Source organism: Cupriavidus sp. IK-TO18, assembly GCF_015549295.1.
Lineage (GTDB): Bacteria > Pseudomonadota > Gammaproteobacteria > Burkholderiales > Burkholderiaceae > Cupriavidus > Cupriavidus oxalaticus_A.
In genome coordinates this window covers 55749-79106 of record NZ_JADGMP010000007.1, presented here as the reverse complement: position 1 = coordinate 79106, position 23358 = coordinate 55749, and the positions used below count along the sequence as shown (strand labels likewise).

19 protein-coding genes are annotated in these 23358 nt (G+C 66.2%); 10 read left to right on the top strand and 9 right to left on the bottom strand.

What is annotated here, in order from left to right:
• Nucleotides 1-99: 99 nt before the first annotated feature.
• The 5 genes from IPF36_RS05545 to IPF36_RS05525 all read right to left on the bottom strand — a co-directional run bounded on the left by IPF36_RS05545 (nt 100) and on the right by IPF36_RS05525 (nt 6162).
• Nucleotides 100-378, bottom strand: a complete 279-nt coding sequence (locus IPF36_RS05545; RefSeq protein WP_195427693.1) for a hypothetical protein — start codon at nt 376-378, stop codon at nt 100-102.
• A gap of 962 nt (nt 379-1340) precedes the next feature.
• Entirely contained in the window at nt 1341-2378 is a 1038-nt protein-coding gene (dusA, locus tag IPF36_RS05540) for a tRNA dihydrouridine(20/20a) synthase DusA (protein ID WP_195427505.1), read from the bottom strand.
• Nucleotides 2379-2666: 288 nt separating this feature from the next.
• Nucleotides 2667-3230: an NADPH-dependent FMN reductase gene (locus IPF36_RS05535; RefSeq protein ID WP_133096474.1), complete on the bottom strand. Its 564-nt coding sequence runs from the start codon at nt 3228-3230 to the stop codon at nt 2667-2669.
• A gap of 159 nt (nt 3231-3389) precedes the next feature.
• A complete protein-coding gene (locus IPF36_RS05530; RefSeq protein WP_195427504.1) occupies nt 3390-4478 on the bottom strand; it encodes an enoyl-CoA hydratase/isomerase family protein in 1089 nt (362 codons plus the stop codon).
• A gap of 115 nt (nt 4479-4593) precedes the next feature.
• Nucleotides 4594-6162 (bottom strand): methyl-accepting chemotaxis protein, encoded by a 1569-nt coding sequence (locus IPF36_RS05525; RefSeq protein ID WP_135705479.1) that lies wholly within the window; start codon nt 6160-6162, stop codon nt 4594-4596.
• Nucleotides 6163-6422: 260 nt separating this feature from the next.
• On the opposite strand from IPF36_RS05525, the gene IPF36_RS05520 reads away from it, so the two are divergent.
• Nucleotides 6423-7283 carry a sterol desaturase family protein gene (locus IPF36_RS05520; protein ID WP_195427503.1) on the top strand — a complete coding sequence of 287 codons (861 nt, stop codon included), beginning with the start codon at nt 6423-6425 and terminating at the stop codon, nt 7281-7283.
• Nucleotides 7284-7361: 78 nt separating this feature from the next.
• Here the strand turns inward: IPF36_RS05520 and typA are convergent, their stop codons facing one another.
• On the bottom strand, nt 7362-9182 hold the full coding sequence (gene typA / locus IPF36_RS05515) for a translational GTPase TypA (protein WP_133096478.1): 1821 nt from the start codon (nt 9180-9182) through the stop codon (nt 7362-7364).
• A 210-nt stretch (nt 9183-9392) separates the two neighbouring features.
• Between typA and IPF36_RS05510 the strand changes: the two genes are divergently transcribed.
• The 9 genes from IPF36_RS05510 to IPF36_RS05470 all read left to right on the top strand — a co-directional run bounded on the left by IPF36_RS05510 (nt 9393) and on the right by IPF36_RS05470 (nt 18894).
• Nucleotides 9393-9878: a MarR family winged helix-turn-helix transcriptional regulator gene (locus IPF36_RS05510; protein ID WP_195427502.1), complete on the top strand. Its 486-nt coding sequence runs from the start codon at nt 9393-9395 to the stop codon at nt 9876-9878.
• Between the two features lie 99 nt (nt 9879-9977).
• Nucleotides 9978-11534, top strand: a complete 1557-nt coding sequence (locus tag IPF36_RS05505; RefSeq protein WP_133096480.1) for an AdeC/AdeK/OprM family multidrug efflux complex outer membrane factor — start codon at nt 9978-9980, stop codon at nt 11532-11534.
• 44 nt (nt 11535-11578) lie between these two features.
• Nucleotides 11579-12847, top strand: a complete 1269-nt coding sequence (locus tag IPF36_RS05500) for an HlyD family efflux transporter periplasmic adaptor subunit (protein WP_195427501.1) — start codon at nt 11579-11581, stop codon at nt 12845-12847.
• Nucleotides 12848-12849: 2 nt separating this feature from the next.
• On the top strand, nt 12850-14460 hold the full coding sequence (locus IPF36_RS05495) for a DHA2 family efflux MFS transporter permease subunit (RefSeq protein ID WP_255519689.1): 1611 nt from the start codon (nt 12850-12852) through the stop codon (nt 14458-14460).
• A gap of 182 nt (nt 14461-14642) precedes the next feature.
• A complete protein-coding gene (locus IPF36_RS05490) occupies nt 14643-15431 on the top strand; it encodes an IclR family transcriptional regulator (RefSeq protein ID WP_133096483.1) in 789 nt (262 codons plus the stop codon).
• A 21-nt stretch (nt 15432-15452) separates the two neighbouring features.
• A complete protein-coding gene (pepE, locus tag IPF36_RS05485) occupies nt 15453-16169 on the top strand; it encodes a dipeptidase PepE (protein WP_195427500.1) in 717 nt (238 codons plus the stop codon).
• 37 nt (nt 16170-16206) lie between these two features.
• A complete protein-coding gene (locus IPF36_RS05480; protein ID WP_195427499.1) occupies nt 16207-17130 on the top strand; it encodes a DUF1177 domain-containing protein in 924 nt (307 codons plus the stop codon).
• Nucleotides 17127-17834, top strand: a complete 708-nt coding sequence (locus IPF36_RS05475) for an AroM family protein (protein ID WP_195427498.1) — start codon at nt 17127-17129, stop codon at nt 17832-17834. The genes IPF36_RS05480 and IPF36_RS05475 overlap by 4 nt, the downstream gene beginning before the upstream one ends.
• Nucleotides 17835-17901: 67 nt before the next feature.
• Entirely contained in the window at nt 17902-18894 is a 993-nt protein-coding gene (locus tag IPF36_RS05470) for a tripartite tricarboxylate transporter substrate binding protein (RefSeq protein WP_195427497.1), read from the top strand.
• A gap of 24 nt (nt 18895-18918) precedes the next feature.
• On the opposite strand, the gene truB is transcribed toward IPF36_RS05470, so the two are convergent.
• The 3 genes from truB to infB all read right to left on the bottom strand — a co-directional run bounded on the left by truB (nt 18919) and on the right by infB (nt 23283).
• Nucleotides 18919-19875 carry a tRNA pseudouridine(55) synthase TruB gene (truB, locus tag IPF36_RS05465; RefSeq protein WP_135705486.1) on the bottom strand — a complete coding sequence of 319 codons (957 nt, stop codon included), beginning with the start codon at nt 19873-19875 and terminating at the stop codon, nt 18919-18921.
• 85 nt (nt 19876-19960) lie between these two features.
• The gene (rbfA, locus tag IPF36_RS05460; protein ID WP_029046201.1) at nt 19961-20329 is read right to left on the bottom strand and encodes a 30S ribosome-binding factor RbfA; all 369 of its coding nucleotides are present in this window, start codon (nt 20327-20329) and stop codon (nt 19961-19963) included.
• A gap of 59 nt (nt 20330-20388) precedes the next feature.
• Entirely contained in the window at nt 20389-23283 is a 2895-nt protein-coding gene (gene infB / locus IPF36_RS05455; protein WP_133096490.1) for a translation initiation factor IF-2, read from the bottom strand.
• Nucleotides 23284-23358: the final 75 nt, after the last annotated feature.

Genomic DNA, 23358 nt, shown 5'->3' with positions numbered 1-23358 from the left:
GAGGTCATCAGCGAAGCGCTGATCGACGAAAACCAAGATTATACAAACACTTTTCCGAGATGGCTAGTATCCCGCACAAATTTTTTTCGGGGGCTTGCATCACGCCTTGCGCGGCTGCCACTTGGCCTCCAGCAGCACTGCCTCCTTGATTGCAGCAATGGTCTCCGCCTCGGTGTCGAAGTGGCCCAGCAACCGGCGCGACTTTCCGTTGAGGACGGCTTCCTGCAATGCCCTGGCCGCGGCTGCCGAGGTGCCGTGGTGCCAGCAGTAGCGCGCCGTCCATTTGCCATCCTGCAGTTGTTCGGCGACCCAGACCAGCCTGAAGTCCTCAAACACTTCGCCGAATGACTCTTCGTTGTTTGCGTTCCCTTTGTCCACGCTTGCTGCCGTCCGTTCGCCCGTGGCGATGCGAAGAATCGTAGCACGCGGGCCAGGGCGCCAGACATGGGCGCGGAGCGCGGCAGCGAGAGGCCTTTGCGGTAAGTCACCAATCCACAGGCGATTTGGCGTGCACAGCCCCACCTCTGCAGGGTTCTTGCCGGTCGTGCGCACAGCGATACTCTGCTCCGAGGGATATTGACCCCCCTCGATCTTCCCCTCAGGCGGCCCGCCCCATCGGGGGTTCGCTATTGCAATGATTCGCTGGAACCTGGCGCACTGGCAGTGGCCCAACCATCTTCAGGATGAATTGCGGGGAAGGAGCATGCCAACGATGCTTGGACGTCTGGCGGGAGTCTTGCTGCTGCTGGGGATGGTCGCGGCCCTGGGGGGCTGTGCGGCCGGCGGAGCCGATGGACAGGAGTCGGGAATTACGGCCTACGGAACGCTGGACGTGGGCATCAGCCGTACTTCGCGATAGATCCAGCGCTGCCGGCATGACCGATGGAACTCTTTTTCATGCAGTCCGGTCAAACCGGCTCGACTGGCGCGATCGCAAAAGGCCGCAGAAGGCCAAAAAAAGAGTCCGCAGCGCGGACTCTTAACTTTAGCGATCTCAAATGCCCTGAAGGCCGTTGCAATGTAACTGTCATCCGGGGATTGCACCATTCGGGTAAACGAAGAGCGCCGGACGCGCCGACGAAAAAAAGCCCGCCGAAGCGGGCCGAATAATCAGTTGAAGAAAGCCCTGTATTCGAGGGCAGGCACAGTGTAAAAAAGTGCCCTGCCTCGGCGAATTAGGGGAATCCCTTTGCGGGCGCCAGTTCCGGGGCGATCGGACATTGCAAGTGTCGCGTGCGCTACGCTCCCGGGAGGCATGCACAGTTTGGCGATTCGGTGTTAGAGCAGCGATTCAAGCGCCCAAAAGCAGGCCGGTGCTCGATCGCTCAGCGCGACTCGCCCTATGCCGCCAGCGGCTGTGACGCCAGGGGACACAGGTGTGTACGCGCCTCTGCAAACAGTGCATCCACATCGGCGCGAGTGCGCGCGGCATGCATGCGCTTTGCATCGGACAGCACGCGGCGCCAGCCTCGTCCTCCCGCAACGCCGCGGTACAGCCCCAGCATATGCCGAGTAGCGGCGCCCATGTACCCGCCGCGCTCGACCATGTCGCCGATGTAACCCTGCATCGATAGTTCTACATCCAGCCGCGATCGCACTGCCGCCTCGGCGTCGCCATAGAAGCGTACGTCCACTTCCGCCAGCAGATAGGGCTGGTGGTAGGCCTCGCGGCCAATCATCACGCCATCGACGTGCTGCAGGTGCCGAGCCATCTCGTCATAGGTGGCGATGCCGCCATTGATCAGGATCTCCAGCTGCGGAAATTCCTGTTTCAGCTGGTATGCCACTTCATAGCGCAGCGGCGGGATCTCGCGGTTTTCCTTTGGACTCAGGCCTTTCAGGATGGCATTGCGCGCATGGACGATAAATGTGTCGCAGCCCGCCTCCGCGACCATGCCGACAAAATCCCGCACGAAATCGTAGTGCTCGATGGTATCGATGCCGATGCGATGCTTTACCGTCACCGGGATGCTGACCGCATCGCGCATCGCCTTCACGCAATCGGCAACCAGTTCGGGCTCCGCCATCAGGCAGGCGCCGAAAGCGCCGCGCTGCACGCGTTCGGACGGGCAGCCGCAATTCAGGTTGATCTCCTTGTAGCCCCATTGCTCGCCCAACTTCGCCGCCGCGGCCAGGTCTGCCGGCTCGCTCCCGCCAAGTTGCAGCGCGACAGGCTGCTCGGCCGCATCGAAATCCAGGTGGCGCGGCACGTCGCCATGCAGCAGCGCACCGGTGGTCACCATCTCGGTGTACAGCCAGGTATGGCGGCTGAGCTGGCGATGGAAGGTGCGGCAATGGCGGTCAGTCCAGTCCATCATCGGCGCCACGGAGACGCGGCGCGGACTTGCCGCGGCAGGTTTACCTTGAAAATGGGTCATCTTGGAACGGATCGGCGCGACCAATCCTCATGCTACTCGCAGATATCAACAACGCCCGGTGGAGGCGATTCCCGTGCGGCGGAGGCGTCGCACAATGCAGCCGCAGCAGTATTGCGGCTTTTCGGGAGGCGCACGAGTTTACCACCCTGGCAGATCTTTCGCCTGAGACGCAGGCCGCCACGACCAGGCTGCAACGAAGGTCGCAGCCGGCGCGGCGAAATCTGAATCTACTCGACGATCCTGACCATGAACGATCAGTAATGCCCGGACGCGGCCGGGCCCAGGGGCTCATCGTGTGGCAGCAGTCTTGTCGATCCACGTGGCGAACGCGGTCAGGAACTTGTCGAGGAACCCCCGCGTGGATTCGTTGGCAATGCCGCCCTGCTCGTCGAGCAGTTTGTCGACACCGCTGATATAGGCCTCGGGCTGCTGCAGGACCGGAACATTGAGGAAAACCATCGACTGCCGCAGGTGATGATTTGCGCCAAACCCGCCGACGGCACCCGGCGAGGCACTGATGATGGCGCCGGGCTTGCCGTCCCAGACGCTGCTGCCATAGGGGCGCGAGCCCACGTCGATGGCGTTCTTCAACGGTGCGGGGACCGAGCGGTTGTACTCGGGCGTGACGAACAGCACCGCATCGGCGCGACGCACACGGTCGCGGAATGCGACCCAGGTCTGCGGCGGCTTGTCGTCCAGGTCCTGGTTGTAGAGCTGCAGGTCGCCGATCTCGACGATCTCCAGCTTGAGTTGTGCCGGCGCCTGCGCGATCAGCGCCTTGGCCAGCTTGCGGTTATACGACTCCTTGCGCAGGCTTCCCACCAGTACAACGACATCACGAGGATTACTCATCACGGCTCCCTTGTCTGTGTGGACACTTGAAGCGGACGGTGCGGGCGCCATGGCTGGCATGGCTAGCCGCGCCGGTCCAGCCACCACTCTACCCGAGTCGCGACTGGTCCGCCGCGAAGCGAGCGGCGCGCACGGCCGCCCGGCCATGTGAACGGGCGGTCAGGCGCCCTTGCCCAGCGCGGCCAGCGGATGGTCTTCCGTACGCCACGGGCTGTCGAAGAACGACTGGATCGTCTCGCGGCCAACCTCATCCAGCCGGGCATGCTGCCAGCGCGGCTTGTGGTCCTTGTCGATCGCCAGGGCGCGGATGCCTTCGACGCCGTCGCCATTGCGGAACACGTAGTACATCATGTCAAGTTCCATGCGCAGCTCATCTTCGAGCGACATGCCGCGCGCGCGCCGGATCTGCTCCAGCGACACGCACAGCATCAGCGGCGAGCGGCTGCGCAGCATGGCAGCGGTCTGCGCGGCCCAGTCGCCCGGCGCATCGCTGACGGCCGCCAGGATGTCCTGCGCGGTATTGCCGGAGAACAATGCGTCGATCTGTGCGGACAGGCCAGCCAGCGTGCTTTGCGCAGGCAGGCAGTCTGCGCGGTGCGGTGCGGTGAAGCCATCGATATGCGCGACGACGGCCTCGCCGCTGGCAAACTGCTGCGCGCGCAGCGAAGCGACCAGCTCGGCCAGCCGGTTGCCCGGCAGGTAGGCATCGGCCAGGCCTGCGTACAGCGCATCGGCCGCGCTGATCGCGGTGCCGGTCAGCCCCAGGTATTCGCCGATATGGCCCGGCGTGCGTGCCAGGAACCAGCCGCCGCCGACATCGGGGAACAGGCCGATATTGGTCTCGGGCATGGCCATCCTGGTGCGCTCGGTGACCAGGCGCAGCCGGGCCCCTTGCGAAATACCCATGCCGCCACCCATCACCACGCCGTCCATCAGCGCGATATAAGGCTTGGCGTAGCGGTGGATCAGGAAATTGAGCGCGTATTCCTCGACAAAGAACTGGTCGAGCAGCGGATCGCCTTCATGCGCCGCCTTGTGGAAGTAGCGGATATCGCCGCCAGCGCAGAATGCCTTGCCGCCGGCACCGGCAACCACCACCGCCACCACTTCGGGCGCCGAAGCCCACGCCTGCAGCGCCTGGGTCATGGCGCGGATCATGTCCAGCGACAGTGCGTTGAGCGCCTGCGGACGATTCAGCGTCAGGTATCCGATGCCACCGTGGACTTCGGTCGTGACGAATTCAGTCATGTCTTGCTCCTCCAATGCAACTGGCGATTTTACGCCAGTCGCACCGGCAGGCGTACCCCGTGGGCGGCTTGCGGCGCATGCAAGGGCCATGCGCGTGCGCCGCCGGCGGCCGCGTTCAGGCCAGCCTGAACGTCGCCACCAGCGCCGTCAGGCGCTGCGCCTGGTCTTCCAGCGAAGCGGCCGCGGCGGCGGCCTGCTCGACCAGCGCCGCGTTCTGCTGGGTCATGCTGTCCATCTGCGACACCGCCACGTTGACCTGCTCGATGCCGTGCGACTGTTCGTCCGACGCCGCGCTGATATCGCCGATGATGCCGCTCACGCGCCGCACGGCGTGGACGATGTCCTCCATGGCGCGGCCGGCATCGTCGACCAGTCCCGTTCCTTCGCGCACGTTCGCCACCGAAGCGCCGATCAGCGTGCGGATTTCCTTCGATGCGCCGGCGCAGCGCTGCGCCAGGTCGCGCACGTCGCCCGCCACCACCGCGAAGCCGCGGCCGTGCTCGCCGGCGCGCGCCGCTTCGACGGCGGCATTGAGCGCCAGGATATTGGTCTGGAACGCGATCTTCTCGATCACGTCGATGATGTCCACGATCTTGCTCGAACTGCCGTCGATCGAACGCATGGTATCGACCACGCGCGACACCGCCTCGCTGCCCCGCTCTGCCAGCGCGCTGGCGTCGGTGGCCAGCGTGCGCGCCTCACGCGCGCTGTCGGCATTCTGGCGCACGGTACTGGTCAGCTCTTCCATGCTCGATGCGGTTTCTTCCAGCGATGCGGCCTGTTGCTCGGTACGCTGCGACAGGTCGGCGTTGCCGCTGGCGATCTGCTTGCTGGCCGAGGCAATGGCGTCGGCACCACCGCGCACTTCACCCACCATCGCCACCAGGCTGTATTGCATGCGGCCCAGCATGCCGAGCATGCGCGCGGTTTCGTTGCGCGCCGACTCATCGGCCTGCACGCCACCGCCGTCCGCTGCCTGGACACTCAGGTCGCCGCCGGCGATCCTGTCGAAACGCGCGATGGCGACATCGAGGGGCTGCACGATCGAACCGCGCAGGCGCCACGCCACCACGGTACTGAACGCCAGCCCGAGCACCAGTGCCATGACCGACAGCGTGAACAGGTTGCGATAGCGGTGCTGCGACGCCTCGTAGACCTCCTTCGCGCTGGCCAGCTGCAGCTTGTTGAGTTCGGCATTGGCCGCGGTGAAGGCGATGTCGAGCCTGGGGATTTCCTCGAGCACGTACTTCATCACGGCATCGCGATCGGCCGCGTGCAACGCGGCGATCATGGGTGCCACACCTTGCTTGAACAGTGCGTCGCGCTTGGCGGTGACATCATCGACCATTCTCTCCTCATCAGCCGGGCGCTGCAGCGCAAGGTAGGCCTTCCATGCTTTCTCGGAATCGCGCGCAAAACCCTCGGCGGTCGCGGCGCGGGCCTTGGCGTCGGCGGGGTCCGTGGCAAAGGTGGCCTGGTCGAGCAGCACCCGCACCAGCAGCTGGTTCGAGCGCGCCTCGGCAAGATGCACCGCTGCCGACAGCTGCTGCGAATAGATCTGGCGCGTGGCATCGTTGCTGCGCGACATGCCGAGCCAACCGACGGCACCGACAATCAGAAGCAACAAGTTGGTAACGATGGTCAGGAACCACAATCTGGCTCCGATGGTGGTGTTCTTGAACATTGAAGCTCCGGGGTTAGAAGGGCGAAAAATGCGGGGCGAAGGCGTTTGCGAAACCAGGGGACGTGGCATGCCGCCCCCCCTGCTCATCTACGGCGCGCACAACGGTTCCTTAACCCGGATTACTTGCCTTCCAATGCGCGACACAACTGCGCATCAGTACAGCAATGCGGGGATACGCCCGATGCGGCTCACCCGCGTCATCGCGCATGTTTGGAGGAACTCCTCGTAGCAATTCCGCATGAAATGTGCACACTTGCGGGATGACCACCGAATCGCTCGATCCCGAACTCGTGCTGCTGGCGTTTGCGCCGGTCTTCCTGTTGGCCATTGCCGGCGAGGCCTGGTACTGGGCACGCCGCGACCGGTCGGTGTACAGCCTGCGCGATACCGTCTCCAATGCGACGCTCGCGCTAATGCACCAGGCCTCGGACGCCTTCTTCCTCTGGCTGATGATCCGGACGGTGTATAGCTGGTGTTACCGGCATGGATTGCATGCAGTCCCGGAGACGGCGTGGTCGTTCGCGCTGTTGCTGCTGTTGCAGGACTTCCTGTACTACTGGTTCCACCGCGCCAGCCATCGCGTGCGCTGGCTATGGGCGTCCCACGTGACGCATCACTCGTCGGAAGGCATGAATTTCTCGACGGCGTTCCGGCAGAGCCTGACATATCCGCTGTCCGGGATGTGGCTGTTCTGGATTCCGCTGGCGTATATCGGCTTCACGCCGGACTGGGTGATCCTGGCCGTGGGCCTGAATCTGGCATTCCAGTTCTTCGTCCATACGCGGCTGGGGCGGCGCCGGCCGTGGATCGAATCGGTGTTCAATACGCCTTCGGTCCATCGCGTGCATCACGCCAGGAACCCGCGGTACATCGACCGCAACTACGCCGGCGTGCTGACGGTATGGGACAGGCTCTTCGGCACCTTCGTCCCCGAGCGGGAGGCGCCGGTGTACGGCATCACGCGGCAGGTGCGCACGCACAATCCGCTGACGCTGACCTTCCACGAATGGCGCGACATGTTCGTGGATGCGTGGCGCGACCGGGATTTGCGCTACCTGTGGAAGCCGCCGGAATGGCGCAGCCCGCGTGCGTCCGCCACGGAGGTGCTTCCGGGAACGTAGGAGCCAGATGCATCTGGTGACGCGGCGGGAATAAAAAAACCGCGCTCGAAAGCGCGGTTTTTTTGACACCGAAAGCGCTTATGCGCCTTCGCGTGCGGCACGCTTGCGCTCATGCTCCTTCAGGTGGCGCTTGCGCAGGCGGATGCTCTTCGGCGTGAGCTCGACCAGTTCGTCGTCGGCGATGAATTCCACCGCGTACTCGAGCGACATCTGGATCGGCGGCACCAGGCGCACGGCTTCATCGGTACCCGAAGCGCGCACGTTGGTCAGCTGCTTGCCCTTGATCGGGTTGACCACCAGGTCGTTGTCGCGGCTGTGGATGCCGATGATCATGCCTTCGTACAGCGCATCGCCCGGCTTGACGAACATGCGGCCACGGTCCTGCAGCTTCCACAGCGCGTAGGCCACCGCATCGCCGTCGTCCTGCGAGATCAGCACGCCGTTGTGGCGCTCGCCCAGGCCGCCTTCGCGCACCGGCGCGTAGTCGTCGAAGATATGGCTGATCAGGCCGGTGCCGCGCGTCAGCGTCAGGAACTCGCCCTGGAAGCCGATCAGGCCGCGGGCCGGGATGCGGTATTCCAGGCGGGTACGGCCCTTGCCGTCCGACGCCATGTCGAGCAGTTCGCCCTTGCGGCGGCCCAGCTCTTCCATCACGCCGCCCTGGTGGCTGTCTTCGACGTCCACGGTCAGCAGTTCGTACGGCTCGTGCTTGACGCCGTCGATTTCCTTGAACACCACGCGCGGACGCGACACGGCCAGTTCGTAGCCTTCGCGGCGCATGTTTTCCAGCAGGATGGTCAGGTGCAGTTCGCCGCGGCCCGACACTTCGAAGACGGTGTCGTCGCCGGTATCGGCCACGCGCAGCGCCACGTTCGACTTCAGTTCGCGGTCAAGGCGCTCGCGCAGCTGGCGGCTGGTCACGAACTTGCCTTCACGGCCTGCCAGCGGCGAAGTGTTGACGCAGAAGTTCATGGTCAGCGTCGGCTCGTCCACCTTCAGCATCGGCAGCGCGTCCTGGGCGTCCGGCGCACACACGGTGCAGCCGATGCCCAGTTCTTCGATGCCGTTGATCAGCACGATGTCGCCGGCTTCGGCCTCGGGCACGATCTCGCGCTCCAGGCCCTGGAACTTCAGCACCTGGTTGATGCGGCCCTTGATCGGGTTGCCTTCCGGGCCGAACTTGACCACCACGTCCTGCAGCGGACGGGCGCGGCCACGCGAGATGCGGCCCACGCCGATCTTGCCGACGTAGCTGGAGTAGTCCAGCGAAATGATCTGCAGCTGCAGGGGGCCGTCCCGGTCGTCGTCACGCACCGGCACCTTGTCCAGCACGGTCTCGAACAGCGGCTTCATGTCGCCGTCGCGCACGTCTTCGGTGAGGCCGGCAAAGCCGTTCAGGCCCGATGCGTAGATCACCGGGAAGTCGAGCTGCTCATCGGTCGCACCCAGCTTGTCGAACAGGTCGAAGGTCTGGTTGATGACCCAGTCCGGGCGCGCGCCCGGACGGTCGATCTTGTTGACCACCACGATCGGCTTCAGGCCCAGCGCCAGCGCCTTGCGCGTGACGAAGCGGGTCTGGGGCATCGGGCCCTCGACCGCGTCGACCAGCAGCAGCACGCCGTCGACCATCGACAGCACGCGCTCCACTTCACCGCCGAAGTCGGCGTGGCCCGGGGTGTCGACGATGTTGATATGGGTGCCGTTGTATTCGACGGCACAGTTCTTCGCGAGAATCGTGATCCCGCGTTCCTTTTCCAGGTCGTTCGAGTCCATCACCCGCTCGGCGACTTGCTGGTTGTCGCGGAAGGTGCCTGCCTGGCGCAGGAGCTGGTCGACCAGGGTGGTCTTGCCATGATCGACGTGGGCGATGATGGCGATGTTTCGGATGGCGCGGGTCATTGCTGCGTCTCGCTAAGAGCGGCCCTCGCAAGGAGGGTCGGAGAATCTGAGGTAACCCAACATTCTAGCATGTTGCGGCGCAAGATGCGTTGACTCAACCGTCACTCCCTTAGCAAATATTATTTCACAAAACGAAATAACGAATTTCCGTTCTTGCGCATCCTTAAACATGAACATATATTTGCCTCAGCAAAGATTGCAAAGGCAAAGATGTCAAAGGACCCTACCTCCGGACCGTCGGCAGCAGATACCACACTGTTCGATCCCGCCAAGTACCAGATGTGCGACAGCGTCGGCTATCTGCTGCAACGCGCGAAGAACACGCTGGCACATAGCGTCGAGCAGGAGGTCAGCAGCCTGGACATCACGCATGCGCAGGCCAGCTGCCTGATCATGATTGCCACCGGGCGTGCCGCTACCGTCACAGACCTGGGGCGCGAACTGAACACCGACATGGGCTCGGTTACGCGTCTGCTGAGCCGCATGGAAAAACGCGGCCTGGTCGAACGCCAGCGCCGCGACGACGACCGCCGCGTTGTCGACCTGTTGCTGACCGAACAGGGCCAGGCCCTGGCAGACCTGCTGCCGACCATCTTCTGCAAAGTACTTTCCCAGCACTTCAGGGGGTTTTCCGCCGACGAACTCCAGTTGCTGAAGACCATGCTGCGCCGGGTCATCGATAACAACAGCGGCTAGCGGCATGCCGGCCGGAACCCGGCAAGGCAGACCGTCCGGCACGCCGGACCACACCGCACCACCCGTCACAAAGCATGGCTCCGCACACGGAGCGACACCATGAAACAAGCACTCTCTTCACAAGCCCCCCTGTCGGCACGCCCGCACCAGCTGGCACGCCGCGCGGGCATGCTGGCAGTGACCGCCGTGGCCGCGGCGGTGCTGGCCGGCTGCGCCGCGCTCGGCAATTCGCACAGCACGCAGACCATGGCCGAGCCGGCCGCGATGGCCAGCTCGCAAACCCTGCCCGGCGAACACGGCCAGTGGCCCACGCAGGACTGGGTAGACCAGTTCAAGGACCCGCAGCTGAGCGCGCTGGTTGATGAAGCGGTCAAGGACAACCCCAGCCTGCAGGCTGCGTTTGCGCGTGTGGAAGCTTCGCGCGCCATGGCCGATGCCACCCGCAGCGCGCTATATCCGCACGTGGAGTTCGAAGGCAGCCTGATCCGCCAGCGCTTCTCCGAGAAGGATCTGTTCGAAGGCACGCCGCTGGCCGGCTCGTGGCAGAACCAGTCGCGGCTGCAGGTCGGCCTCTCCTATGACTTCGACTTCTGGGGCAAGAACCGCGACGCGCTCGAAGCCGCGCTGTCGGACGACCGTGCCGCCGAGGCGGAAAGCCAGGCCTCGCGCCTGATCCTGGCGACCTCGATCGCGCGCAACTACGCCCGCCTGGCCGCGCTGTATGCCCAGCGCGACGTCGCCGAGCGCGCCATCGCGCAGCGCCGCGACCTGACCGAGCTGTCGCGCCAGCGGCTGGCCGCCGGCCTGGACACGCAGGTCGAGACCACGCAGGCACGCGGCACCGTGGCCGCGTCGCAGACCGACCTGCAGCGCGTCGACGAAGAGATCGCGCTGGCCCGCAACCAGCTCGCCGCGCTGCTGGGCAAGGGCCCGGACCGCGGCTTGCAGATCCAGCCGCCGGTGCTGCTGGCCCAGTCCACACCCACCCTGCCCGACGACCTGACCATCGGCCTGCTTGGCCGCCGTCCCGACCTGGTGGCGGCGCGCTGGCGCGTCGAAGCGGCATCCAAGGACATCAATGTCGCCAAGAAGGAATTCCTGCCCGACGTCAGCCTGACAGCGTTCGCCGGCCTGGCCGCGCTGGACCCGTCCAATCTGCTGATGGGCATCAGCCGCACCTTCGGCATCGGCCCGACCATCCGTCTGCCGATCTTCGAGGGCGGCAGGCTGCGCGCCAACCTGAAGGGCAAGTATGCCGGCTATGACATCGCCGTGGCCAACTACAACCAGGCGCTGGTCGATGCGCTGCGCGAAACCGCCGACACCATGACCAGCATCCGCAGCGTCGACAAGCAGATCGAGAGCCAGCGCGAAGCACTGGACCTGGCCGAGCACGCCTACGTACTGGCGACCACGCGCTACAAGGCGGGCCTGGGCACGCAGCTGACCGTGCTGAACGCGGAAAGCAACGTGCTGCAGCAGCGCCGGCTCGCGACCGACCTGCAGGCACGCCGCCTCGACTTGCAGATGGGCCTGATGAAGGCCCTCGGCGGCGGCTACCAGGAACCTGCCGAAGGCGAAGAGAGCCACGCCGGCCACAGCCAGGCCGGCACGGCGCAGCAACAGGACAAGACCCAGGCGGGCGCCCGCGGCTGATCCGCGCACCCGGTGATTGCAGACAGGATTCACCAGAGAACATCATGAGCAACAACCAGCAAGCGGCCGGCACCAGCAATCCCCAGCAAGCCCCGGCCCCCAACGGCAACGGCCAGCGCAAGCGCATGCTGCTGTCGCTGACCGCGGCGATCGTTGTCGCCGGCATCGGCTACGGCGTGTACTGGGGCATGTACGCCCGCCATTTCGAAACCACCGACGATGCCTACGTCGCCGGCAACGTGGTGCAGGTGACCCCGCTGGTCGCCGGTACGGTGGTGTCGATCGCCGCCGACGACACGCAACTCGTCACCGCCGGCCAGCCGCTGATCCAGCTGGACCGCGCCGATACCCAGGTGTCGCTGGAACAGGCCGAGGCGCAGCTGGCGCAGGCCGTGCGCGAGGTGCGCACGCTGTACGTCAACAACGGCTCGCTCGCCGCCAATGTGGCGCTGCGCGAGGCCGATGTCGCCAAGGCGCGCGAAGACCTGCGCCGCCGCCAGGCCATCGCCGGCTCGGGCGCGGTCTCCAGTGAAGAAATCTCGCACGCGCAGGCGGCGGTCAAGGCCGCCGAATCGGCGCTGCTGGCAGCGCGCGAGCAGCTGGCCTCGAACAAGGTGCTGACCGACCAGACCACCGTGGAAAAGCACCCTAACGTGCAGCGCGCCGCCGCCAACCTGCGCTCGGCCTACCTGTCGTTCGCGCGCTCGACCATGCCGGCGCCGGTGACCGGCTACGTGGCCAAGCGCTCGGTGCAGGTGGGCCAGCGCGTGGCCGCGGGCGCGCCACTGATGGCGGTGGTGCCGCTGGACCAGGTCTGGGTCGACGCCAACTTCAAGGAAGTGCAGATCACCCATATGCGCATCGGCCAGCCGGTGACGCTGGAGGCTGACGTGTACGGCTCCAAGGTCGAGTACAAGGGCAAGGTCGCGGGCTTCTCGGCCGGTACCGGTTCCGCCTTCTCGCTGCTGCCGGCACAGAACGCCACCGGCAACTGGATCAAGGTGGTGCAGCGCCTGCCGGTGCGTATCGCGCTGGATCCGCAGCAGCTCAAGGACCACCCGCTGCGCGTGGGCCTGTCGATGACGGTGAAGGTCGACGTGCGCCGCGAGGAAGGCGCCGCCATGGCCAACGCCGCGCCGGCCAGGCCGATGCAGACCGACGTCTATGACAAGGTGGCGCAGGACGCCGACCAGCTGATCGCCCAGATCATCACCGCCAACAACGGCGGCCGCGCCGCCAGCCTGCCCGCCACCAATGGGACCGACGGCGCCAGCGCGGCCAACAACGCCAACGCCAAGCCTGCCCGCACCTGATCATGGCCAACTCCATCACCGCCGCGCAGCACGGCGCCGGCTCGCCGGCGCGGCCTGCCGCGCCGCTGGCGCCGCAGCAGCCGCAGCCGCTGACCGGCGGCAAGCTGGTGATCGGCACCATCGCGCTGTCGCTGGCCACGTTCATGAACGTGCTCGACTCGTCGATCGCCAACGTGTCGATCCCGGCAATCTCGGGCGACCTCGGCGTGGCGCCCAACCAGGGCACCTGGGTCATCACCTCGTTCGCGGTGGCCAATGCGATCTCGGTGCCGCTGACCGGCTGGCTGACCACGCGCTTCGGTGCGGTGCGGCTGTTCATCACGTCGATCCTGCTGTTCGTGCTGGCGTCGTGGCTGTGCGGCGTCGCGCCCAACCTGGAAACGCTGCTGGCCGCGCGGGTCCTGCAAGGGGCGGTGGCGGGGCCGATGATCCCGCTGTCGCAGTCGCTGCTGCTGTCGAGCTATCCACCCGCGAAAAGCACCATGGCGCTGGCGCTGTGGGGCATGACCACGCTGGTGGCGCCCATCATGGGCCCGCTGCTGGGCGGCTGGATCTCCGACAACATGACGTGGCCGTGGATCTTCTACATCAACGTGCCGGTGGGGATCATCACCGCCTACGCCACCTGGGCCATCTACAAGGACCGCGAGACGCCGACCAAGGTGCTGCCGATCGACCGCATCGGCCTGGCGCTGCTGGTGATCTGGGTGGGGTCGATGCAGCTGATGCTCGACAAGGGCAAGGAGCTGGACTGGTTCCACTCCACCGAGATCGTGGTGCTGACGCTGGTCGCCATTGTCGGCTTCCTGTTCTTCCTGGCATGGGAGAGCTATGAGAAGCATCCGATCGTCGACATCAGCCTGTTCAAGGGCCGCAACTTCAGCTCGGGGGTGATCGCCATCTCGGTGGCATATGGGCTGTTCTTCGGCAACCTGGTAATCCTGCCGCTGTGGCTGCAGACCATCATCGGCTATACGGCGACGGATGCCGGCATCGTGATGGCGCCGGTGGGGATCTTCGCGATCCTGCTGTCGCCGGTGATCGGGCGCAACCTGCCGAAGATGGATGCGCGCTGGGTCGCAACGGCCGCGTTCATCACCTTCGGCATCGTCAGCCTGATGCGTTCGGGCTTCACCACGCAGGTCGATACCTGGACGCTGATGGTGCCGACGCTGATCCAGGGCGCGGCGATGGCGATGTTCTTTATCCCGCTGACGTCGATCATCCTGTCGGGACAGCCGGCCGAGAAGATTCCGGCGGCATCGGGCTTGTCGAACTTCGTGCGGATTACCTTCGGCGGCATCGGCGCCTCGATCTCGACCACGGTATGGGAAAACCGCACGGCGCTGCACCACGCGCAGCTGGTCGAGCAGGTGAACCCGTACAACCCGGCCTATCAGGGCCAGCTCAGCCACCTGACGCAGATGGGCATGAGCCAGGCGCAGGCCGTGGGGGTGATCGAGCGCAACATCAGCCAGCAGGCAGCCATGCTGGGCGCCAACGATATCTTCTGGATCTCGGGGATGCTGTTCTTCGTGCTGATCGGCTTTGTCTGGCTCACGCGGCCAGCCAAGGGCGGCGGCGGTTCGGCGGACGCGATGGCGGCACACTGACGCATACACCTGCTTAGGGACAAAGGGACGCTTGCGAGCGTCCTTTTTTTGTCTTCTCGCCGGAACCCACCGGCACCCCTTGTATTCCGGCCTCGGCCGTCCTATGATTTCCAAACCGATTTACGGAACCACGGTTCCGTAAAACGGAACCAAACGGAAAACCAAAGAGACGGAGCGACGGTGTGAGCATTCTCGAGGGCGTGGAAAGCGTGCTGGCCATGTTCGAACAAGGCCGGCACGAGGTCACGTTCAACGACGTCATTGACGAACTCGGCCTGGCCAAGAGTTCGGCTTCGCGGCTGCTGGCGCAGATGGTGCGCTACCGGCTGCTGGAGCTGCAGCCATCGACGCGGCGCTACCGCCCCGGGACACTGCTGATCCGCGCCGCCCAGGCGGCGACACAGGCGCATCCGTTCGACGAGCAATGCCGGGCGATCCTGGCCGCGCTGTCTGACTCCACCGGCTTCACCGCCTACCTGTCGATGCTCGACGGCACCGACACCGTGGTGCTGCAGCGCCTGAACGGCAGCAACCCGGTGCAAGTGCTGTCGCCGCCAGGCGCGCGCCGGCCGGCATTCACCACCGCGATGGGCCGCGTCCTGCTCTCGCGCCTGCCGGAAGCCGAATTCAGCGCACGCTATGGCACTTCCGGCGCGCGCAAATTGCCCGAGGCGCCGGCTGGCTGCCCCGCTACCGTGGCCGAACTGGCCGAGCGCGTGGCAAGCGCCAGCCGCGAGCGCAGCGCGATCGCCGTGAATGAAGGCATGCCGGGCATTGGCGCCGTGGCCACCACGCTGGCCGATCCGCTTTCCGGAGATGTGCGCGGCCTGTGCCTGTCGTTCACCGCGATGCAGGTCAGCCAGGCCCAGGCCCACGCGCTGCGTGAAACGCTGGTGCAGGCAGTGGCGCCGGTCGGGCAGCGCATCGGCGATCCGCTCTGGCTTCATCCCGGCGACACCGCCGGGCAATAGCAATCCCGGCAGCTCAATCCCATGGAACTCCTGTTACTCAGCAACTCCACCAGCGACGCGGGCTACCTCGTCCATGCCCACGACGCGCTCCGCGAACTGGCCGGCGGGCGCACCCGCGCCTGCTTCCTCCCGTTCGCCGGCGTCACGCGCGACTGGGACACCTATGAAGCGCTGGTGCGCGACGCGCTGGCCCCGGCCGGCATCGAAGCGCACTCGCCCCACCGGCTCTCCGATGCCGAATGCGCGTGGGCGGTGGAAGCGGCCGAACTGATCGTCATCGGTGGCGGCAACACCTTCCGCCTGCTCCAATGCCTGCGCGAACGCGGCCTGCTGCCCGTCATCGCGCGCCAGGTGGCTGCGGGCGCGGCGCGCTATATCGGCTGGAGCGCCGGCACCAACGTCGCTTGCCCGACCATCCGCACCACCAACGACATGCCGGTCGCCGACCCCGGCGGCCTCGATGCGCTCGCGCTGGTCCCATTCCAGATCAACCCGCACTACTTCAACCTGATGGTGCCCGGCTTCCGCGGCGAAACGCGTGACCAGCGGCTGGCCGAGTTCACGGTGCTGCAGCCGCAGATGCCGGTGCTGGGCTTGCCCGAAGGCAACTGGGTGCGCGTATCGGGCGATCGCATGGAGATGGGCGGCGCGCATGGCGCACGCTGGTTCCTTGGCCAGGAGATCGTAGACGTCGCCCCCGGCGCATTGTCCGTGCCGGCCTGCGCCGCTGCCATCTGAGCCATCGCAATACAGGAAAGCAAGGAACCCAAGCAAGATGTCCATCAAGCAGGTGATTGAATCGATCGAGCTGCTGTCCGCAGCCAATGTCGACGGCGCAGCCGTTGCCGCTTTGCTGCGCGCGCGCGGCATCAGCGACGTAACGGTGACGCGCGTGGAAGAGAACGGCCTCTGCACCGACTTCCTCGCCTGCACCCTGCCCGGCCGCAACCCCGACGCGCCCGCGCTGGGCGTGGTCGGCCGCCTTGGCGGCGTGGGCGCGCGCCCGGCAGTGACCGGCCTGGTATCCGATGCCGACGGCGCCATCGTCGCGGTCGCCACCGCGCTGAAGCTGGCCGACATGGCCGCCGGCGGCGACGTGCTGGCCGGCCCGGTCCGCATCCACACCCACATCTGCCCGCATGCCGCCACCCGGCCGCACCAGCCGGTGCCAATGATGAAGTCGCCCTTCGCCATGCGCACGATGATGTCGCACGAGGTCCATCCGCAAATGGCGGCGATCCTGTCGGTCGACACCACGCGCGGCAACCGTTTCGTCAACCGGCGCGGCGTCGCGCTGACGCCGGTGGCCAAGGAGGGCTGGCTGCTGCGCCTGCCCGAACGCATGCTGGACCTGATCGGCTGGGTCAGCGGCGAGCTGCCGGTGGTGCTGCCGCTGACCACGCAGGACATCACGCCCTACGAGAACGGGCTGTGGCACGTCAATTCGATCATGCAGCCCGCCATCGTCACCGATGCACCGGTGGTCGGCGTGGCGCTGACCGCGCAGACCACGGTGCCTGGCTGCGCGACCGGCGTGACCAATGCCCATGACCTGGATGTGGCCACGCGCTTCTGTATCGAGGTCGCGAAGCTGTTCGGCCAGGGCCAGTGCGCCTTCTACGACGTGGACGAGTGGGCCGAACTGCAACGGCGCTACGGCTCGCTGGCGCACCTGCAAACCGTCGGAGTGCCGGCATGACTGCCACGGCCGAACGCCGGCCGCGCGTGGCCTTCGTCACCATCGGCCAGGCGCCGCGGACCGACGTGGTGCCGCAGATGCTGGCCGACCTGGGACTGCCGGTGGCGGCGGAAGAATTCGGCATCCTCGACGACCTCGACGCGGACCAGATCGCCGCACTCGCCCCCACAGAGCGCGAGTATCGCTTTGCCAGCCGCCTGCGCGACGGCTCGCAGGCGGTGATGGGCAAGGCGGTGGCCGAGGCCATGCTCGCGCGGCTGATGGCATCGCTGGACGATGGCCGCTTCGACGCACTGGTGCCGCTATGCACTGGCACCGCGCTGCCGCCGATGCGCACGCTGGTGATCGAGCCGCAGCAAGTGGTGGATCACCTGACCGTCGCGCTCGCCCAGGGATGCAAGCGGCTCGGCATCGTGCTGCCCCTCGAAGTCCAGGTCGGCAGCTTTCACCTGATCGAGCCGGTGTCCTGCGAACTGCGCGTGACGCATGCCTCGCCTTATACAGACACCGCCACCGGCCGCTTCCCGCGGGCCGGCGAGACGCTGCGCGGCTGCGACCTGGTGGTGATGCACTGCATGGGCTACACCGAGGCGATGCGGGCCGAAGTCGCGCGCCATGCCGGCGCGCCGGTGCTGCTCTCGAACCGGATGGTGGCCAGGCTGCTCGGCCAGGTGCTGGAAGGCCGCGCCGGAAGCCGCCTGTGATGTGGCTTACGGGTAAGGGCAAGCCCGCTGACAGATTGCCCGTGACACTGCTGGAGTGGAAGTAACGATGGAAAAGGTGGCGAAGTGGATGGGGCCGCTGCTGCGCGGCATGGTGTGCATGAGCCTGGGCGCGGTAGCGGCCACGGGCGCGCATGCGCAGGAGTGGAAGCCGTCGAAGCCGGTGCGGTTGCTGGTGGGCTTCGCGCCGGGCGGTTCTGCCGACCTGCTGGCGCGGCTGGTGCAGGGACCGTTGTCAGAAAGCCTCGGTGTGCCGGTGGTGGTGGAAAACGTCCCGGGCGCGGGCGGCAACATCGCTGCCGACAAGCTGGCCAAGGCGCCGGCTGACGGCTACACCATCGGCATGGGCGCGGCCGGTGCGATGGCGGTCACGCATGTGCTCAACGCGAAGGGCACACCGTACAAGGCGGACGATTTCACGCCGATCGCCATGCTGGCGACGCAGCCCAACGTGGTGATCATCAACCCGGCATTGCCGGTCAGGTCGATGGCCGACTTCACCGCGTACGTGAAGAAGACGCCGCAGGTCACCTATGGCACGGCGGGCGTCGGCACGTCCAACCACCTGATCGCCGAGACCATGCTGCACCGCCTCGGCGTCGACATGGTCCACGCGCCGTACAAGGGCGCCACGCCGGTGATCACCGACCTGATGGGCGGCCATATCGCCATGACCGTGGACAACATCACCACGGCGGCATCGCTGGCCAAGTCCGGCAAGGTCCGCGCCATCGCCGTCACCGGCAGCAAGCGCTCGCCGCTGTTGCCCGACGTGCCGACGCTGGCCGAGAGCGGCCTGAAGGATTTCAATATGCCGACCTGGCAAGGGATCTTCGGCCCGAAGGACCTGCCCAAGCCGATCGTGGCCCGCTACAACCAGGCACTGGTGAAGGCGCTGGCGAATCCGGAAGTGAAGAAGAAGATGGCGGAGTTCGGCTCCGAGCCGGTCGGCGGCACGCCCGAGCACTTCGCCGGGTTCCTGGCGCAGGATCGCAAGATGTGGGCCGACGTGATCAAGGCAGCAAAAATCACGCTCGACTGATCCGCTCCCGGCGAGGAGCGGCGCCTACAGCTTGACCAGCCGCTCCGGCCGCAAGGCTCCCTCGCGCATGCGAGCAACGCCGAGCAGGCGCGCCGGCGCGCCGGCATAGACGCGCGCCAGCACGCCTTCCGCGATATCGGTGCCATCGGGCAGGTCCCGGTGCGCAATGCGCTGTCCCTGCAGGAAGCGCGCAGCGGCAGCTTCGTCCAGCGTCACGGGCGGACTTTTCTGCAGCAAGGCGTCGACGGGGGCCAGCATGTCCGGCCGCGCGGCATCGTCCTGTTGCTCGATCTGCTCGAGCGTCACCGCGCCGTCCAGCGTCAGGTCGCCCACGGCAATGCGGCGCAGGCCGGTCAGGTGGGCGCCGCAGCCCAGCGCCTCGCCGATATCCTCGGCCAGCGTGCGGATGTAGGTGCCCTTGCTGCAGGTCACGCGCATGGTGAACGCGGCCGTGGTGAACGCCGGGGGCAGCGCGCAACCCAGCAGTTCGATCGCATGGATGGTGACGCGGCGCGCGGCGCGCTCGACCGTCTGCCCAGCGCGCGCGTACTCGTACAGCGGGCGGCCATCCTTCTTCAGCGCCGAATGCATCGGCGGCACCTGTTCGATCTCGCCGGTAAAGCGCGCCAGCGCCTGCTCCACCGCGGCGCGGTCGCAGGTCACCTCACGGACATCGAGCAACTCGCCCTCGGCGTCGCCGGTACTGGAGCGCGCACCCAGCCGCACCACGGCGTCATAGGTCTTGTCCGCTTCCAGCAGGTCCTGCGAAAACTTGGTGGCCTCGCCAAAGCACAGTGGCAGCAGGCCGGTGGCCAGCGGATCGAGCGTGCCGGTATGCCCGGCCTTGTTGGCGCGCAACAGGCGCTTGGCGCGCACCAGCGCATCGTTGGACGACAGGCCCAGCGGCTTGTCGAGCAGCAGCACACCATGGACATCGCGGCGCGGCAGGCGCGGCGGACGGGCGGCGTTGGAATCGGTCATCGGAGGAAACAGGAGCGACGCTGATGCGGCGCGGCGTGCGACCCTGGCGGTCGCGTTGCCCATGCCTGGCGGCACGGGCACCGGCTCAGTCGTCTTTCGAACGCGTGGCGTTCGCTTCGTTGATCAGCTTGGACATCTCGATCGCGTGTTCGACCGAGGTGTCGTGCAGGAAGCGCAGCGTCGGCACGGTATGGATGTGCAGGCGCTTGTACAGCAGCGAGTGCAGGAAGCCGGCCTTCTCGTTGAGGATGGCTTCGGCCGTTGCCGGCTCGGCACCCAGCACGGTGAAGTGCACCTTGGCGTGGGCATAGTCCGGCGTCAGCGTGACCGACTGCAGCGTGACCAGGCCCAGGCGGGGGTCACGCAGCTCGCGCTGGATCATCTCGGCCAGGTCCTTCTGGATCTGGTCGGAGATGCGGAGGTTGCGGGAGGAGATATTGCCTTTCTTGGCCATTCAATACTGTTCTGCTGAGATGACAACGGCAGGCCGAGGCCTGCCGTTGCTTGCGACGCTTACAGCGTACGCGCCACCTCGGTGATTTCGTACACTTCGAGCTGGTCGCCTTCCTGAACATCGTTGAAGTTCTTGATCGACAGACCGCACTCGAAGCCTTGCTTCACTTCCTTGACGTCGTCCTTGAAGCGCTTCAGCGAATCGAGCTCGCCGCTGAAGATGACCACGTTGTTGCGCAGCACGCGCACCAGCGAACTCCGCTTGACCACGCCGTCGGTGACCATACAGCCCGCCACCGCGCCGACCTTCGGCACGCGGAAGACCTGGCGCACCTCGACCGTGCCGGTCGTGGTCTCGCGCTTCTCCGGCGCCAGCATGCCCGACATCGCCGCCTTGATCTCGTCTACCGCATCGTAAATGATGTTGTAGTAGCGGATATCGATGCCGTTGTGCTCGGCCAGCTTGCGCGCGCCAGCGTCGGCACGCACGTTGAAGCCGATGATGACCGCCTTCGAGGCCGTCGCCAGGTTGACGTCGGACTCGGAGATGCCACCCACGCCGCCGTGCACGATCTGCACGCGCACTTCGGCGGTCGACAGCTTCTGCAGCGACTGCACCAGCGCTTCCTGCGAACCCTGCACGTCGGCCTTGACGATCAGCGGCAGCGTTTGCACTTCGCCTTCCGTCATCTGCTCGAGCATGTTCTCCAGCTTGGCGGCCTGTTGCTTGGCCAGCTTCACGTCGCGGAACTTGCCCTGGCGGAACAGCGCGATTTCGCGCGCCTTGCGCTCGTCCGGCAGCACCAGCACTTCCTCGCCGGCGGCAGGCACTTCCGACAGGCCCTGGATTTCCACCGGGATCGACGGGCCGGCTTCCTTGGTCGGCTTGCCGTTCTCGTCGAGCATGGCACGCACGCGGCCATAGGCGCTGCCAGCCAGGACCACGTCGCCACGCTTGAGCGTGCCGCTGCTGACCAGGATGGTAGCGATCGGGCCCTTGCCCTTGTCGAGCTGGGCTTCCACCACCAGGCCCTTGGCCGGGGCGTCGACCGGCGCCTTCAGTTCCAGCACTTCAGCTTGCAGCGACACTTGCTCCAGCAGGTCTTCGATACCGGTACCGGCCTTGGCGGACACCGGCACGAACGGCGAATCGCCGCCGTACTCTTCCGGCACCACCTGCTCGGCCACCAGTTCCTGCTTGACGCGGTCCGGGTTGGCTTCGGGCTTGTCGATCTTGTTGATCGCCACCACGATGGGCACGCCGGCAGCCTTGGCGTGCGCAATCGCTTCCTTGGTCTGCGGCATCACGCCGTCGTCGGCCGCGACCACCAGGATCACGATGTCGGTCGCCTTGGCACCGCGGGCACGCATGGCCGTAAAGGCCTCGTGACCCGGGGTGTCCAGGAACGTGATCACGCCGCGGTCGGTTTCCACGTGGTAGGCACCGATGTGCTGCGTAATGCCGCCGGCTTCGCCCGCGGCAACCTTGGTGCGGCGGATGTAGTCCAGCAGCGAGGTCTTGCCGTGGTCGACGTGACCCATCACGGTCACCACCGGCGGACGCGGCAGCAGTTCGGCGTCGGTGTGCTCTTCACCGTCCACCACCAGCAGCGCTTCCGGATCGTCCAGCTTGGCGGCGAACGCCTTGTGGCCCATTTCTTCCACCACGATCATGGCGGTTTCCTGGTCCAGCACCTGGTTGATCGTCACCATCTGGCCGAGCTTCATCATCTGCTTGATGACCTCGGACGCCTTCACGGCCATCTTGTGGGCGAGATCCGCCACCGAGATGGTTTCCGGCACGTGCACTTCACGCACCACCGGTTCGGTCGGCGCCTGGAAGCTGCTGCGGCTGTCGTCATGCTGCTGCTGACGGCCGCCGCGGCCACGCGGGCCACCGCGCCAGCCGCCCACGCCGCCCGACGAATCGCCGCGCGTCTTCAGGCCACCGCCCTTCTTGCGGCTGCCTTCGTCCTGCCACGTGCCAGGCTTACCCACCTTGCCCTTCTTGTCGGCGGTGGTGGTGGTCGTGGCCGTGGTGGCGGGCTTCTTGTCGCCAGCCTTGGCTTCGGTCGCGGTCGCGGAAGCCGGCTTGACCGGCTTGTGCAGCGTGCCGGTCTGCTCGGCCTTCTTTTCTTCGGCCTTGCGCTCGGACGGCGCCTTCAACACGCGAGCCGGCGCATTCAGCATCTGCTGGATGGCGCGGGCTTCGGCTTCGGCAGCCTCGCGGCGCTTGCGTGCGGCAATCTCTTGTTCGGCACGGGCCTTGTCGGCGGCAGCCTTGGCCTCGTCGGCGGCCTTCTGGGCCTCGGCGCGCTCGGCGGCCACACGGGCCTTCTCGTCCTCGGCCTTCTTGCGCGAGGAGTCTTCCGCAGCCTCGGTCACGGCACGCGACGCCGCAGCCTCTTCCTCCGCCTTCTTGGCGGCGAGTTCGGCCTGGCGGCGCTGTTCCGCTTCCAGGGCTTCCTGGCGGGCACGGCGCTCGGCTTCCTCGCGCTCGGCAGCCTCGCGGGCGGCCTTGGCTTCGGCTTCCTGGCGCGCCAGCAGTTCGGCCTGGCGTCGTTCTTCCTCTTCGCGGCGTGCCTGCTCGGCCGTGTCGACAACCGGGGGCTGAGCCTCGGCCGTATCAGCGTGCGCCTCGGGGTGGGCTTCGTCGCGCTTGATCAGGACGCGCTTCTTGCGCACTTCGACCTGGACCGTGCGGGTCTTGCCGGCGCCATCCGACTGGCGGATCTCGGACGTCTCGCGCTTCGTCAGCGTGATCTTCTTCCGGGAGCTGTCGTCGGCCTGGCCGTGCGAACGCTTCAGATAGTCCAGCAGCCTGGTCTTATCCGATTCCGTGATGATGTCTTCTGGCGCAGCTTTGCCCACCCCAGCCGCCTGCAATTGTTCCAGCAGGGCAGCTGCGCTGCGACTCAGTTCTGCGGCCAGTTGGGCAACTGTTGTGCTTGCCATTCAAACCCTTTCAATGCTTGGTGTCTTCGTCGGGACAAATCGTATGCGGAAAGCGCGCCCGGGCTGGTATTGGCC